The sequence below is a fragment of the Arthrobacter sp. SAFR-044 genome (assembly GCF_051965175.1).
Lineage (GTDB): Bacteria > Actinomycetota > Actinomycetes > Actinomycetales > Micrococcaceae > Arthrobacter.
In genome coordinates, this window is record NZ_JBQCMK010000009.1 from 97,032 (window position 1) to 110,954 (window position 13,923).

A 13,923-nucleotide genomic window follows, 5' to 3' on the forward strand; every position below is an offset into this window, starting at 1 on the left:
GAAAGCGCCAGTGATGAAGGCCCATAACCATGAGGCCATGTTTTGTAGGATGTTCGCGAAGAGTGACGTGACGGCGCCGAGGGCGTTATCGTTCGCCTGTGAAACCAGTCCGCAGCCCGGCGGCCACCACCCGTTGAGGTCGCACTCGACAGGCATGGGTCAGAACCCGAGCGGGAACGCCGTCTGCGACCAGAGGATGTAGCCGTTGATGCCGCCGAGGATGGCAGCCACGGGCCCGGTCCAAAGGAGGATAACTCCCCCGCTGGAGGCCAAACGTGAGGATTGGCTCAGCTTGCCGGCCAGCAGCATGGCGGCCCCGATGATTGCCACGATGGCGATGATGATGAAGGCGCCGACGAGGATGCCGCCGCCAATCTGTTTGAGCGATTCCAGGAAAGGAAAGCTCGCATTCGGGGTGATCCCCGGGTCCACCGCTGCAAAGTACATGAGTGTTCCGTCCGTCTTGTTCCATGGAGTGAGCAGAAGAGCTCACGGGTTTATGGAAGTTGTGGGAAAAAGCGACATGACCACGCCAGCGATCACCTTCTTACAATTGGCAGGAGCACCATGCGGGCAATGACTCCAGACAAGATTCAGGATGTGGTGGGTTAGTGAGTAGGTCAGGACATGGGGCTGGCCGCATTGAGCGGTCCACTAAGTCCTTCATCTTGTTCCTGGGATGATCGATGCCAGCCCAGGACCACAGGGCGCAGATCAATGACTAAACTTTCCGTCCGTCTGATACTTCAAGACGAGTCTCATGGAATAGATGTCTACTTTCGCGGATACCAGTTGTACTAATGTTCCGAGCCACCATGGGTTCAAATCCCACCGTCACCGCCAAGGAAAACCCCCGGAAAACCAGGGGTTTTCTGCTTTCGTAGGAGTTCCGTGGTGCATTTTTGGTGCATTTTTCGAGGCATCGCGGTCGCGACGAGTTGCCAATGCACTCGCATGAGACGCTGCGACAGTACTGGCGGCGGCACCAAGGTCCCTCAGTTCAGAGGTGGAAGCTCCAGCTGGGACAGCCTGGTCAGGGCTTCGGGGGTCACCCGGCCCCGTTCCTTGTCCAAGGCCACCCTCAACTGCGCGGCGAGAAGATTGCGGCGAACATGTATGGCCAGTTCTCTCCGTGACGCCGGATCAGTCCGCAGCTTCCCATCCGGCGTTCTCAAAGTCTTGAACGGTGACGGCAATCGCGGCAGTGTCAGCTGCGCCAGGCACACGACCGCCTCCGGCGCCTGTCGGCCCTGGAGCTCGTCCATGGTAATCCGGAATTGGGCGGCCAGGATTCCCCTCCGTATGCGTCGGATGGCTTCTTCCCTGGACGCTCGGGGTTCCTCATCCGCAGCAGACATCGGATTGCTCCTCTCGCTCCGTTGGGTTCATGATCCCAGAGAGGGAAACAACGGCCAAGGGTTTCGCGTCACCCAGGCGGAGCAGGCACGAGTTCTGAGAAGGTCGTTGGTACGGGACGGCAGGGGGCTACAAACCAGATTCTCAACACAGGGTTTCGCAGAGTAGACCTCGGATGCGGTGAGGGTGCATGCCTGCGCACTGCGAAAACTCTTAGCGATATGGCCACCGGGTACCGGCAGTACTAAAAACATTGGGGCTTTTCTGAACTATCGGATTTACTTTTCAGTTGGCGGTGAGGATTTGCAGTGTTGTCCGAGGCCCTTCTCCCGGTGAGCGTCCCTAACGGGAGTCCGGTGAGGAAAATGGAATGACGTTGCATGAATGAGCTCAAGCGATTCCAACAGCTACATGGCAGCAACTGTCTGCCCTTTAGCGCATACTGTGCCCATGATCGAGATACGTCGGCTCTCTCCCCGGCCGTGGGAACCCTCAGAGCCCCTCGTCGCCTACAACAACGCTGACGGGCAGATTGTCACAGCGGCGGCCATGCAGCGCGGAAACAATTCCTACTACGACCGCTACGGGTACAAGGGCTCCCAGGAGATCGTCTGCATCGACTGTAAGGAAGAGGGCCGTGAAGTCCCGGTCACGCTCGTTGACGCCAAAACGCGATGCAAGCATTTCCGCCACAAGACCGGCGAGGCCCCCGAGGGCCAGCGACGCCATGGCGAGACCGCTGAGCACCTGCACGGCAAGCGCATCATCATGGACTGGGCCAGAGAGCAACACCATATCCTTCCCTGGTCCGTCGAAGACGAGATCTGGATCCCCAAGGTCCAGTTGCGGAGCGACGTGAGGGCAACAGCAACCTCCGGCCGGCATTTGGCATTCGAGGTCCAGCGCAAGCCAATGGACACCAAAGAGTGGAATCGCCGCCACGGCGGCTATCAGCAGGAGGGTATCCGTGACGTCTGGCTGTGGTCTCCGGACGTTCCTGATCTGGTCCTCGATCTGCCGCTGACCAGCGTCGTCCTGGACATGGAGTATGAGACCCTCGGTGTCCTCGTGGCCATGTACTCAGGCAACTACCGCCACCCTACGGCTGAGCGGTACCTCGTGCCTCCCACGCACTACGCCTCCGCTCCCATATCCGAATGGAGCCTGTCGGACGCAGGATCCCTGGTGCCGCCGCCAGGGATGGCTGAGTTCATTGGGGACAAGCCGGAATCGACCCGGGTCACACAGCTCAAGGACCACCGGGAAGCCAGGGCCGGGCGGCCATTGACGTCCAGGCCGCCAACGCCGATGGAGCGGCGGACGGACGCACTCAGGCAGTACCAGGGCCGCACCAGTTACAGCCGGATACTGGGTGGCAGTGCAAGCGCGCCGCGTATCGACCCGGAACGGGACGCGCAACGCAAGGCAGAGGCCATCAATCAGATCATGGGCCGCAAGCGCTGAAACTAAGGCTGGGTAGGCTCAGCTGCGCTTTTCGATTGGACGATACCTGTCAGCAAACGCCAGCAGCGCGTCCTGAAGCTGCCCTGTGTTGCCCAGCTGGTCCACCGGCCGGAAACCGGAACCAGACTGGTCGACCAGGCCCGACAGTGGGCTGACCATCCAGGCAGCGAAGACATTATGCGGGATCTTCAAGGCCATGGCGTGCCGGAAGAGATCCAGCACCGGCTCATGAAACAGACCGTCCTTGAGCTGGAAGCCGGGACAAAAGGTTCCCTCGCCGATGAAAACCCGGACGGCCCGCTGCATGGCGCTGGCATCACCCAGGGCCTGAAAGTGAGTCTCCAGCTCCGCGGCTGTGGGCAGGGTGAATGCCTCGCGGATGCTGTCCCAGATGTGCTCCGGGACAGCCGGCCAGAACCTCTCAGCCCTCACATTCGACGCAGTAGGCATGGCCGTCCTTCTCACGGGCCTTCTGCGAACGGTGGCGGACCAGGAAGCAGGAGTAACAGGTGAACTCGTCCTCGGCCTGAGGAATGACCTGGACGATGAGCTCTTCGGCAATGAACTCGCCGCCGGGGGTCAGGCCATCAGTAGTGTCAGCCTCGTCGAGCTCCAGGACCACAGACTTCGCGTCGGGGGCTTTGGCTGTCTTCAGGGCCTCCAGGGAGTTCTCCTGGGATTCCTTGACGTCGGTGCGCAGTTCGTCGTAATCGGTTGCCACGAAGGTGCATCTCTTTTCTGTTGATTGGTGTGACGGCGACTCTAACGTAGACAATGCCTGAAGAATTCCCCGGTCGTGGGGCAGAATGGCCCCATGTGCGGCAGATACGTGATGTCCAAGGCCACCGGGGATCTTCTCAGCCATTTTGAGGCCAAAGAGGTGGAGGGCAGTCCGCCACCGCCGAGCTGGAATGTTGCCCCCACCCAGGCGGTGCCCATTGTGGCTGAGCGGCTGGATGAGGGCAGCATCGACCGGCACCTGCTCATCGCCAAGTGGGGCCTGGTGCCGTCGTGGGCCAAAGACATCAAGATCGGCTCCAAGATGATCAACGCGCGAAGCGAGTCGATCCTGGAGAAGCCCTCGTTCCGGAAGGCCGCGGTGAAGCGCAGGGCAATTTTGCCAGCCGACGGCTACTACGAATGGCAGAAGACCGACGAGGGCAAGAAGATTCCGAACTACCTGTACTCGGAGAAGGAACCGCTGCTGGGCTTCGCCGGCCTGTACGAATGGTGGGCTGACCCTTCCCTGCCGGAGGATGATCCCGAACGCTGGCTGCTCAGCTGCACGGTCTTGACGCAGACCGCGCAGGACGCGTTGGGCCATATGCACGACCGAAGCCCGGTCATCATTCCGAGGGACCGGTTTGCCGAATGGCTGGACCCGGACCTCACCGATAAGGCCGACATCCAGCATGTGCTGGACTCCCTTCCGGAGCCGGTTCTGGTCCCCCGCGTGGTCAGTACCAGGGTCAACAGCGTCCGGAACAACGGACCCGAGCTGATCGAGCCGGCCGCCCCCTGAAAAGTCGAATGCCATCAGGAATGCCGCGCGGCTAGAGCCCCTTGCCACCCTTCCACTCCTCAGCCGGCACCCGCTTGATGCTGGTCGAATGCGCCCAGCCAATGCGGTACTTGCTGGAGGCATCCAACCATTCGATCAGGCCGTAACTGTCTGACCAGGCGACGGCCTTGCCGTAGATGCTGCCCACCTGGACCAGGAAACAATTGAACTTGGGGAAGTCCCGTATCGGTGAGGTGTCGTCGATGGGGTGGCTCTTGTCGGCGTCCGACCGTGCGATCATCCGGTCCATGTCCTCGGGGCTGCCCGCCTTGATCACCCCTCAATTTTAGGACGGCTCCCGGGGCTTATCGAACATACGTTCTCCACAGGCTTCTCCACATGTGAACAAGCATTCGAGTTCTGTGGAGGCGGCTCAGCCAGCCGCTGGCGGGCCAGGGTGGCCGCCTGTAAGATCTGCCTACAGACTTTCAACTTGGGGGATCGCGTGAGACGAAGCGTGGCTATCGCTTGTGCAGCTGCGTTTCTTCTTGCCGGATGCAGCGCCCCGCAAGGTGCAGGCAGCACGTATGCCACCAGCAATAGCGCTTCCTCGCAAGCTCCTCAAGTGCCGGTATATGCAGCCCCCCAGTCACCTGCCGCAGCACCCTCCCGAACTGCAGTGCCCCAGTCGGCGAAGGTGACCAGTTCCAGCATCCTGGACGACCTGATGTTCGAGACCGTGAGTGCCAAGTACCGGGCCGCCGGCGTACCCCTAACCCGAATCGACTACGACCATCTCAGGGACAGCGTCTGCAAAGACATGCAGCAGCGGGGAAGCGGGTATTTCACCATCGGCGACCTGAGCCGTCTCTCGGAGTCCGGCAAGGACGCCCTCGCCCGATCCATGTGGCTGGTCTTCGCCGGTTCCTGTTACCCGGCCGATTACGTTCACAGCAAGGCGGACATGGACGCCATGATCGATTTCCTGGCCCAGCTCGCCCCGGAATACCAGCGCCGTCTAACGGCTGTGGGCCTTGCCTCTCCCAGCTCTGGTGGCAGCACCCTTTACAGCGGATCGAACCCGGGTTCCAGTTCATCGGGCTCTGGCGGCTACACCTCCGGTGGGTCATCCGGTTACGGATATTCCACCATGTGCAGTGACGGCAGCGTGTCCAAGTCAGGAGGCAAGAGTGGTGCTTGTTCCTGGCACGGAGGTGTTTCAAAGTAGGGTCTTGCCGTGGCGGCTGACCTCGCTTCGGCCATTTTTCGTACTCCGTTCCGGCCCGCCCTAAGCCGATCAGCGTGCGGGCGCAGGCAACACGAATTTACTTCGCTACGCGCTTCAGTCGCTCAAGGTCCCGGTGTTCCGCGTGAACCACGCCAACTGTTTTGTGCCGGGGGAACACCGGGCCTCGATAGGCGAGGTCGAGCGCCCGGCGGGCTGCTTCTACCGCCGTTTCCCGGTCTCCGGTTGCTTCTGCAAGGTCGATCACTGCGAGGTTCCACCTAAAATGGGCGCTGGGGAATGGAAGGCGGGCCACGTCGGGCCATTGGGTCAGCAACTCCGCGGCTTCTTCCAGGTCCTGCGCTTCACCCCGCCGAATGAGGAGTTCGGCAAGCTTGATGTGCTGAGTCGCGGTTGTACTCTTCAGGGTGGGATTGTCAGCGAGCAATCGGCGGTAATAGGTTTCTGCAAGCAGTGGCTTGTCTTCAACGTATGAGTCTCCGAGATGCTCCAATGCTGTGAAGCCCTCCATTTTGGAGAACTCTCCGTCGTCCGCGAGGACGCGCAACCACAGGTCCCTGGCCCCGGCAATCTCGCCGGCGTCGCTCAGCGCCAGTCCCTTGATACGCAGGTACTGGGCGCGGTTGTAGCCACGGGACCGCGCGAGGCGGGCTTCAAAAAGCGCGCGATCCGCTTCACCCCAGGCCGGAGACCGAAACCACTCATTTTCCATGGCCACGATTGTTCCAGAGTATCTAGCGACTGCCGAGCGTTCGCACCGAGCGCAGATTCACGGCAGCATCGGGCCTACGGGTCAGCGGCGGCTGGCCCTCAGCGAGTACGTCTTCTCGATCACGCCGTTGCCCTCCTGGCCACGTACCTGCCAGCCCCACCAGTACGTCCCCACATGCTTGCCCAGCAGCGGCGCATCCTCGGTGAAGGTCTTGAAGTGACCCCGCGCCAGATGACGTCGCCCGGCGGCATCGCCCGCAGATGCACTGCCGGTCCTGGTTGATCCCCGGGCGTTGCCATCAATAACCACCTCGTGGAAGGCGTCACCAGTGGGCCCGGCTCCTGTGGACCGGCCTGAACCCCGTTCCCGCAGGCTGACGTTGCGACAATTCATCAACGCCAGGGCGAAGAAGACCCGGTTCATTGCCTCCAGAGCCGCAACATGACCCTCTTCAAGATCCGGCCCGCTGGCCTGCACCTCGAAGTCTCCAGTGGTGAACATGCTCTGGGTCTCCCCAAGTTGTTTTCCCGGACGAAGGACGCTTCGGTATTCCATGAATTCCCAGCCGGTGAGGAACCCGGGGCCGTCAAGCCGGAACCGTACGTCCTGCTTCAGCCTCGTTGAGAGTCCGTCGGTGTCCCGCAGGTAGATCTCCATCCAGAATTCGTTATCTGCCCCCGTGAACGGCGCGACCATGAAACTGGTCCTCGTTTTACTGCGGTGCACCATCGCCCCGATGCGTTGGACGTCCGGACGGGACGGCAAGCCGCCAAAGACTTCCGCTTCGATCCAGACGGCTTCTCCACCAGGTCGCACCGGTCCAATTTCCTTGACGAATGATGGATCCTCTATCCCTGCAGGCAGGAACCCCATCATCTCCGAGGCGTCCACCATAAGTGGAACGCCGAAATCGGCCGTATCCAAATAGATGCTGATCTTGGATCGGTAAATCTTGAAGTGTGGCCGCCACTTCTCCGGCATGCGCCTGGTGTTGAACTCCAGGCCGTTCTTCTTCATGTCTCCCCCGTCGTTCTATAAACTCTGACGCTGATCCCGGTGGTGCCGGCTAACCGGAGATCCAGCGGAACCCGCAGCCATTGACCGTAAATCCAGCGGCACTGGCGGGGATGACGATGGTGAACTGCGGGGCGACGTTGATGAAATTATTGGCCATGATGTTGCCCTGAGCGTCGGAGATCTCCCAGTAGCAGTTCTCCACCTTGTCACCCTGGGACTGCCAGGTGCCGGGCACGACGTCCTTGCCGACCAGATACTTGCCCGTGTAGACGAGTTTGCCGCTGGCGCGGTCGGCGTCCAGGGCGGCACCGGCGCCGGCGTTCGCCTCCAAAACGGCCCGCTTCGGGTGATCCGGACAGAGAATCAGTGCAGCCGCAATTTCCTTGGCCTGCCCGGCACTGACGGAGCCCTCGAAATAGTGTCCGGCGGTGGTGGCGCACAGCGCGTAAAGGTACTTGGCCGTGTCCGGCGAGGTTCCGCCCGAGGCAACACCTGCGGCCTTCTCGGCTGCAGTCTGAGTGCCCGTCGCGCTGTTGACGGTGCAGAGATCGAACGGGGTCGCCCAGGCGGCCCTGTAGTCGGTGACCGTGGTCCGGGATGCGGTATTCACCGAGCAGGAGAGTGAATACTTCAGACCTGCAGGCGTGGGCGTCGGGGTCGCCGTGGCCATGGCCGTGGGTGTGGCGCTGGGTGTCTGGCTCGGCGACGGTGCCGAAACCGAGGGTGAACTGGTGCTGCTGGGAGCAGCCGCCGGCGCTCCTCCGCACCCGCTCAACAGAGCCGTGACAAGAAGTGCGGGCAGGGATGCCGTCAGGATGCGTTTCAAGGGTCCCCCAAAGAAGTGTCGGTACAGATCACAGGCTATATGGTCAGCTGTCGGCTGACGGGAAACCCTTCCTCACGCTGCGGCGGGACAGACAGGGTTACGCTGGCCGGAACAGGAACTGATTGGGGGGTCCAGTGAGGCGCAGAATCTGGGGGGTCCTGGCTGTGATCCTGCTGCTGGCAGTCACGGCGTTCTTTGCAGTACAGTCCGCCGAGGACAAGGTGACGGATCGAATGCTTTCGGGTGCCGGGCGGTTCGCCATCCCGGCCGACTGGAAGCTGACCACGGAAATAGTCCGCCCCGAGCGGTTCCTGTGCATCAGCACGAACCCCTGCCCCAGTCTCTCCCGCCGCTGGGACACGGGCAGCGAACTCACCGATAACGACGTTGCGGCGCTGACGTCGGGGCTCGGCTTCACCATGGCAACCAACCATCCATGCAAACGGCAGGCGAAAGTCATCGGCACCGACACGATCTGCATTTCCACCGGCACGGACGGCGAGTTCGACTACTGGCTCACTGTCACGAGCCCCGGACCAGGGGAACCCCAGCGCGTCGGGCTCAACGTCAGGCCCCACTACGTGCCGGACTGACTACTCCTGGTCCCCCGGTCCCGTCCTCGTCCTGAAGCTCGCCGGAGGCTATCCGTTCAGCACGATCACCAAGGCCGTGGCCGCGGGCAACAGCAACAGGCAAGCGCGGGAGACCCGGTTGTAGTTGTTGTCGTATCGTCGGCGCATGAACGCCAGGGCAACCAGGAAGACGACATTGAGCAGCAACGCCAGCCCGAGGACCAGGAACAGCGCATACACGAGCAGCAGCCCGGCCCAGTACCACCCCTCACCGTCGTCGTGGCCTGAAGTTGTCGGTGCAAAACGGATGATGAGGACGAAGAGCAACGACAAAGTGTCGATGGTCAGGACGGCGATCCGAAGGACCCACATTCCTGCAGATCGCCGCCGCAATGGCCTGCTTACCTGTTCCATAGCGGTCTGGTGTCCCCCCACTGAGCGCTGTGCCTGTTCGTCTTCAGCCTGCAGTCAGGTCCCATCTCAGATTCCACCGTTTAGCGAATAGGTGTGCGTTGGTGACACTGCGTTCGGATCCTCACTGCCGAGGAAGAGGGTGGCCAACGTGCCGTCCGGGTAGGTTTTCAGCCACCTGTTAGTCAGGCCGGCCGAATTGGACCCTTTGGCTACCCAGCCGTTGCAGGCAGCGTTCTCCGCGATCGCTTTGTAAACGTCGGCCGGGCTGGCGGTGCTGGTGAAAGTCACAGTCACCCCGGCGCCGAAGGAGCCGCCTGAACCGAACCCACGGGTTTCGTAATGGGCGGGAGTTCGCTGTACGGAGGTTCTGACCAGACCCGCCGGCAGGTTGACCAGGGCCGGGTCGGTGGCCAGCAGGTTCAGTTTCCTGTCCCCGGGGTCGCTGTCGGTGTGCGGTGTGCTGGTGGCGCTCGAGGTGCTGTTACGGCCAGTGACTGTCCCTGTGATGGTAGGGGCACACCCAGCCAAAAGACAGCACGCCAGAAGACACGCACCGGCATGCAGCAGCACAGACTGCCGGCGGCTTCCAGCCGGTTTCCCCGGGTGCTTCAGGGCCCTCATGGCGAAAGCCTACACAGTGGATACTTCACGGAAGCGGCCCATTGTGATCAGCTGGGATAAAGCCGGGGCTGCGGTCTTCCTTGACAGTGTCGTTATGAGCAACACGGCCCGGGCAGCTTCCAGCGGAAGACGGCATTCAATGAGGCGGTGATGGGGCCGAGATGATCCAGGAGCCGGTGCTCCAGCCACGCGGGCAATCCACCGGGATGCGCTTCCTCCGGATCGCTGTCAAGTGAACCCCAACGGCCATCCAGCGCCCCCGCGGTCAAAAGATCGCGAGCGGACTGAGGCTGTGTTCATTGCTCGGATTTACATGGACCTTGAGTCTGCTGACGGGTACGCTGGCGTCTGCCGGGCCTCTGACAGATCCCGGGCGCAACTGCCGCGACGAGGCCGCAGTTACATCACTTGGGGGAATTTGATGACAACAATGGCCCAGGTCAAGGCCGAACAACTCACTCTTGCAGCGGCAACGACTTTTTCCGACGGGGCTGCCAAAGGCGATCAAGCGCCTCTCAATCCAGATCCAGATCCAGCTCCAGAAAAAGTCACGATCCACGTCATCGGGGACCGGGTCCTCCGCATCACGCTGAGTCCAGGAGGCCGGATCACTGCAGCCGACGGAGCCCTGGTCCGGGAGCGGTTCCTTACGCTAACGGCCGGTGCTGGCGCCGCGGTACTGCTGCAGATCACGGGTGTGCAGTCAGTGAGCCGCGACGCCGTCGAGGTCCTCAGCAGATCGACCACGGTCACGGCCTTTGCGATCCTGGGCAGCACCCCTGTGGACCGGGTCATAGCGCACGGGATGCACGGGCTTCCCCATCCGGCGTGCCCCAGCCGGTATTTCTCCGACGAACAGGAAGCCCTGGAGTGGCTCAGCGCCCACCGCAGGTAGCGGCTGTCCCGGGATGATCGGCACTACGATTCCGTGATCCCGTTTTTCTGCATGTCCCCCTGCCGCGCAGCACTTCACAGCCTGCGTCCGCGTCGGTCCCAGTCGGCTCTGCGGGCGCTCAGGACGACGTAGTGCATGAACAACTCCCTTCCCTCACCGGCCACTTGCGGCAATGCTACTGGATGCCCGCTGGGCCTAGTCCAAAGTTGCTACTATCGGGGCAATAGGGGGGATATTCCTTGGAGACTTTCATTGCTGCGGCGGTCATCTTTGCCGTACCGGTGGCCATTGCCATTCGCGTCGTCTGGAGAATCTTCCGGCCAGTGGCCAGGGAAAGAATCCCGGCCCACCGGGGAGAGTTCCAGTCCCAGCGCGGCAGGGTCTACAACTGGGACGCAACCAGCCACAACGCTGCCCCCAGTGACGGTACCGGCGGCAGTTTGTAGCCGGCCCTTCTCCGCCACTTTTCATACCCTATATATAGGGGCACAAAAACGACAGTATGTGCATGTCGAACCACGCCCCGAGTGGCTTGCCCTGCGACGACGACCGGAATTTCTTGCAACCTACGTGCCTCTCGCAAAATCCCACAGTCTGTTGCGGAGGACGTCATACCAAGCGCTGAGGAAAAGGTCGACTGAACCGTCCCGCTTCTGGACATATAGATCGTCGAGACGGCCCGGACCTGATTGGAGGGTAGGAAACACCCACTGCCGGGCAGCCTGGACCGCGTGGACCGAGCCGTCAGTCCTCAGGTCCAGAGCGAGCGACTCGTACCTCTGAGCCAAATCGGGCTGGCGAACAAGCCTCAGCAACATGGAAAAGGCCAGCATATCGAGGGTCACGGCCTCCACGTCCGTAGCCGGCGGGTCGTTCCGTTCTTTTTGATTCCCCATACGGGCCACGATAGCGGCACCAGACCAGAAGACTGCCGCGCCTCGAAAGGGCCGGTCAAAAACGGCCCCTACGCCAGGGCCCTGGCGAAGTCGTAGCCGGCTGATTTCTGCAGGTTGTTCCGGGCCCGGTCATACCGCCTGGTGGTCCTCGGATCTGCATGCCCCATGCTGTCCTGCAGCGCGTGCAGCGGCGTCCCGGAGTCCAGGGCAATCGTGGCGAACGTGCGCCGCAGGCTGTGCGGGCTGATCTGTCCGTCGATGCCGGCCCGGCGCGCCAGCCACTGCACGGTGCGTGCTGCGTTCGAGCGCTGCCAGCGCTTTCCAGTGGCCATGGTGAAGAGCGCTCCACTGTCCCACGCCATAAGGGACATTATGACGCGGGTTTGTCACCCGTCTTCAGATCTTCCCTTGACGCCAAAATGGGCGGATGGCGGCTGATGATGATCCGCACGGAAGCGCACGAAGCCCGGCGGGCAGGTTACCCGCGTCTATCCCCGTCGCCAGCAACCAGTTACTTACCTTTCAGGAACGCCTTGCCTGCCACGAGGTAGCCATGAATCTGGCTCGCTGTAACGGCGATAGATCCTTCGCCCCTCCTTTGCACGATGCTGAAAAAGTCACCCTCGACTTTCCCTTCGCCACAACGCCATGTACGAAGTAGGGCTGCATCTCGGAAAGCCGAGCCGGAACGTATAAGTAGATAATCCCCTTCCCAGGGCTTGTCTCCACGCTGTCCACGGTAAGGCCCGTGCCCGAAGGGACAATCCTCGCGTCAAGAATGGTTACGTAGCTGAACGCTCCCCCAGGCCCGGACGCCGCTTCTGATCATCGAACCCGATGTGCGCCTTAACGCGCCAACAGGTCGAAATAGGCTGCGCCGGGATTCCAACTGACAGGATGGAGCCGTGTCCCTACCGCCGGGTTCAGCGCACTCCACATCATTCCGTCGCCGGCATATATGCCGACATGACCCCAGTTGTCCGGTCCTTGAGGATTCTGCACCACCAAATCTCCTGGCTGTGGGTCGTCTGTTCGAACACCAACGCGCCACTGCTCGACCCGCGGCAGCTGGATTCCTGCCTGTCCGTAGATCCACTGCACGTATCCGGAGCAGTCCCAGGCTTTGAAGGCCGTACCGCCCCAGACATACTGTCCGCCGAGGCCTTCTTGAGTAAACCTCAGGATGTCCTGGCGGAGCTGGCTCAGGTTGCGCGCTGATCCGACAGAGTGGGCCGGAGACGGAGAACTCTCACAATTGGCTGGATCGGTGCCCGTTTCAAGGGCCGCAACAATTGCTGTCGCCGCCAGTTCCCAGCGCGCGTACAGCTCGGGAAAGGCGGAGACCTGGACAGCCTGCGCCGCCATTCCTTTGTCCATCGCTTCCCAGCCACGTATGTCTAGCAGCCCACGGGGACTCCCACGGTTAGGTCCCGTCGGCCCACCGTAGAACGCCCGCGCATTGTACGAGGCATCCATCAGCTCGGCCACTGTGCCCCAGCCTGCCGCCGGACGCTGTTGGGCTGAGCCAACAGAGTCGTGGTCCCGCCCGAGGCCGTCATTGGGGTAATTCAGCGAATCCGGCACCGCTGGATTGGCAAGCACGCGGAGGCTCGACTCCTGCAGCGCCGTCATGATCGCGATGATGCGTCCAGAACGAGGTAAAGCAAGCTGCTTGCCCACAGCGATGTACGTCCTTGCGACGCTCTCTTGCCGAGGCGTTAGAACGTAAAGCAACTGACCGGCAGCGCGGATCTCCAGGCCGGCGCCAGTGCCATTGACGTCTGTGTGACGGCCAGATGGCGCACAGGCAAGAGTGCGCTGGCCCCCAATGCCGGCTAGTACGCCCACCCCTCCCAGGAAGGTCATGAGCCCGGCGAGTAGGACGGCGATGCCGGCGGCGCAAATACCCCTCAGCAATACCCGCCGTCGGGCGATAACAACGGCGGCTGCTAGGGCTGTCATCAGTAAACGATCCGCCCGGTAGTCGCATAGAAGCCGACCACCGCGCAGCGCCCAGCTGGAGCAGTAACCGCTGGCGGACAGTTGACCATGACGGTGACTGGCGCCGCATACGCGCTTCGGCTGTTGTTCGCCTCGTCCACGACCTGAACTGTCACAGTGCAAACATGGAGGCCATCCCAAGGTGCTGGATATTCCTGCACTTTTGCCAGCTCAAGGTCGCATCGAAGGGTTTGAGCAGTGCCGCTTCGCCTTGCAGACTGTTCCGCAAGCACGGTGAAGCTGCTAGCTGTCACCCCAGTACCTTCAAACTCCCGAACCAGCGCTGACAAAGGGTTTGACCCATCTGGAAGAAGCTCCCACCAGGACCGCACACGAGCATAGATGGCGGAATACGACGAAGAACGGCTGTCCCATGTATAAATGTCCTGGGCTGCCGCCGAA

General features: G+C 61.7%; 17 protein-coding genes. 6 read left to right on the forward strand and 11 right to left on the reverse strand.

Annotated elements, in window-relative coordinates; all coding sequences use genetic code 11:
* Positions 1–159 precede the first annotated feature (159 nt).
* Positions 160–447, reverse strand: a complete 288-nt coding sequence (locus ACTHQS_RS14800; RefSeq protein ID WP_440170340.1) for a hypothetical protein — start codon at positions 445–447, stop codon at positions 160–162.
* 1,359 nt (positions 448–1,806) lie between these two features.
* Between ACTHQS_RS14800 and ACTHQS_RS14805 the strand changes: the two genes are divergently transcribed.
* Positions 1,807–2,820, forward strand: coding sequence for a competence protein CoiA (locus ACTHQS_RS14805; protein WP_440170342.1), 1,014 nt, complete (start codon positions 1,807–1,809; stop codon positions 2,818–2,820).
* Positions 2,821–2,838: 18 nt separating this feature from the next.
* Here the strand turns inward: ACTHQS_RS14805 and ACTHQS_RS14810 are convergent, their stop codons facing one another.
* Together ACTHQS_RS14810 and ACTHQS_RS14815 are read right to left on the reverse strand one after the other, a co-directional pair.
* Entirely contained in the window at positions 2,839–3,270 is a 432-nt protein-coding gene (locus tag ACTHQS_RS14810) for a hypothetical protein (RefSeq protein ID WP_440170344.1), read from the reverse strand.
* On the reverse strand, positions 3,242–3,541 hold the full coding sequence (locus ACTHQS_RS14815; RefSeq protein ID WP_440170347.1) for a DUF4193 domain-containing protein: 300 nt from the start codon (positions 3,539–3,541) through the stop codon (positions 3,242–3,244). Before ACTHQS_RS14815 ends, ACTHQS_RS14810 begins: the two co-directional genes overlap by 29 nt.
* Positions 3,542–3,634: 93 nt before the next feature.
* Between ACTHQS_RS14815 and ACTHQS_RS14820 the strand changes: the two genes are divergently transcribed.
* Complete coding sequence (locus ACTHQS_RS14820; RefSeq protein ID WP_440170350.1) at positions 3,635–4,342, forward strand: SOS response-associated peptidase; 708 nt, start codon at positions 3,635–3,637, stop codon at positions 4,340–4,342.
* Between the two features lie 31 nt (positions 4,343–4,373).
* Here ACTHQS_RS14820 and ACTHQS_RS14825 read toward each other — a convergent pair whose 3' ends face one another.
* Positions 4,374–4,658 (reverse strand): hypothetical protein, encoded by a 285-nt coding sequence (locus tag ACTHQS_RS14825; RefSeq protein WP_440170352.1) that lies wholly within the window; start codon positions 4,656–4,658, stop codon positions 4,374–4,376.
* Between the two features lie 360 nt (positions 4,659–5,018).
* Here ACTHQS_RS14825 and ACTHQS_RS14830 point away from each other — a divergent pair, with 360 nt between their 5' ends.
* The gene (locus ACTHQS_RS14830; RefSeq protein ID WP_440170355.1) at positions 5,019–5,549 is read left to right on the forward strand and encodes a hypothetical protein; all 531 of its coding nucleotides are present in this window, start codon (positions 5,019–5,021) and stop codon (positions 5,547–5,549) included.
* A 97-nt stretch (positions 5,550–5,646) separates the two neighbouring features.
* On the opposite strand, the gene ACTHQS_RS14835 is transcribed toward ACTHQS_RS14830, so the two are convergent.
* The 3 genes from ACTHQS_RS14835 to ACTHQS_RS14845 form a co-directional block, all read right to left on the reverse strand.
* Positions 5,647–6,279 (reverse strand): tetratricopeptide repeat protein, encoded by a 633-nt coding sequence (locus tag ACTHQS_RS14835; protein WP_440170357.1) that lies wholly within the window; start codon positions 6,277–6,279, stop codon positions 5,647–5,649.
* Positions 6,280–6,360: 81 nt separating this feature from the next.
* Positions 6,361–7,296: a hypothetical protein gene (locus ACTHQS_RS14840; protein ID WP_440170360.1), complete on the reverse strand. Its 936-nt coding sequence runs from the start codon at positions 7,294–7,296 to the stop codon at positions 6,361–6,363.
* A gap of 49 nt (positions 7,297–7,345) precedes the next feature.
* Positions 7,346–7,906 (reverse strand): hypothetical protein, encoded by a 561-nt coding sequence (locus tag ACTHQS_RS14845; protein WP_440170363.1) that lies wholly within the window; start codon positions 7,904–7,906, stop codon positions 7,346–7,348.
* 350 nt (positions 7,907–8,256) lie between these two features.
* Between ACTHQS_RS14845 and ACTHQS_RS14850 the strand changes: the two genes are divergently transcribed.
* On the forward strand, positions 8,257–8,715 hold the full coding sequence (locus tag ACTHQS_RS14850) for a hypothetical protein (RefSeq protein ID WP_440170366.1): 459 nt from the start codon (positions 8,257–8,259) through the stop codon (positions 8,713–8,715).
* A 48-nt stretch (positions 8,716–8,763) separates the two neighbouring features.
* On the opposite strand, the gene ACTHQS_RS14855 is transcribed toward ACTHQS_RS14850, so the two are convergent.
* Together ACTHQS_RS14855 and ACTHQS_RS14860 are read right to left on the reverse strand one after the other, a co-directional pair.
* Entirely contained in the window at positions 8,764–9,066 is a 303-nt protein-coding gene (locus tag ACTHQS_RS14855; RefSeq protein WP_440170369.1) for a hypothetical protein, read from the reverse strand.
* Positions 9,067–9,174: 108 nt separating this feature from the next.
* Positions 9,175–9,678, reverse strand: a complete 504-nt coding sequence (locus tag ACTHQS_RS14860) for a hypothetical protein (RefSeq protein ID WP_440170372.1) — start codon at positions 9,676–9,678, stop codon at positions 9,175–9,177.
* A 472-nt stretch (positions 9,679–10,150) separates the two neighbouring features.
* Here ACTHQS_RS14860 and ACTHQS_RS14865 point away from each other — a divergent pair, with 472 nt between their 5' ends.
* Entirely contained in the window at positions 10,151–10,624 is a 474-nt protein-coding gene (locus tag ACTHQS_RS14865; protein ID WP_440170375.1) for a DUF7793 family protein, read from the forward strand.
* A gap of 239 nt (positions 10,625–10,863) precedes the next feature.
* Positions 10,864–11,070, forward strand: a complete 207-nt coding sequence (locus ACTHQS_RS14870; RefSeq protein WP_440170377.1) for a hypothetical protein — start codon at positions 10,864–10,866, stop codon at positions 11,068–11,070.
* 518 nt (positions 11,071–11,588) lie between these two features.
* Here the strand turns inward: ACTHQS_RS14870 and ACTHQS_RS14875 are convergent.
* Positions 11,589–11,882 carry a tyrosine-type recombinase/integrase gene (locus ACTHQS_RS14875; RefSeq protein ID WP_440170380.1) on the reverse strand — a complete coding sequence of 98 codons (294 nt, stop codon included), beginning with the start codon at positions 11,880–11,882 and terminating at the stop codon, positions 11,589–11,591.
* A gap of 484 nt (positions 11,883–12,366) precedes the next feature.
* The gene (locus tag ACTHQS_RS14880; protein ID WP_440170383.1) at positions 12,367–13,200 is read right to left on the reverse strand and encodes a C40 family peptidase; all 834 of its coding nucleotides are present in this window, start codon (positions 13,198–13,200) and stop codon (positions 12,367–12,369) included.
* Between the last annotated feature and the right edge of the window lie 723 nt (positions 13,201–13,923).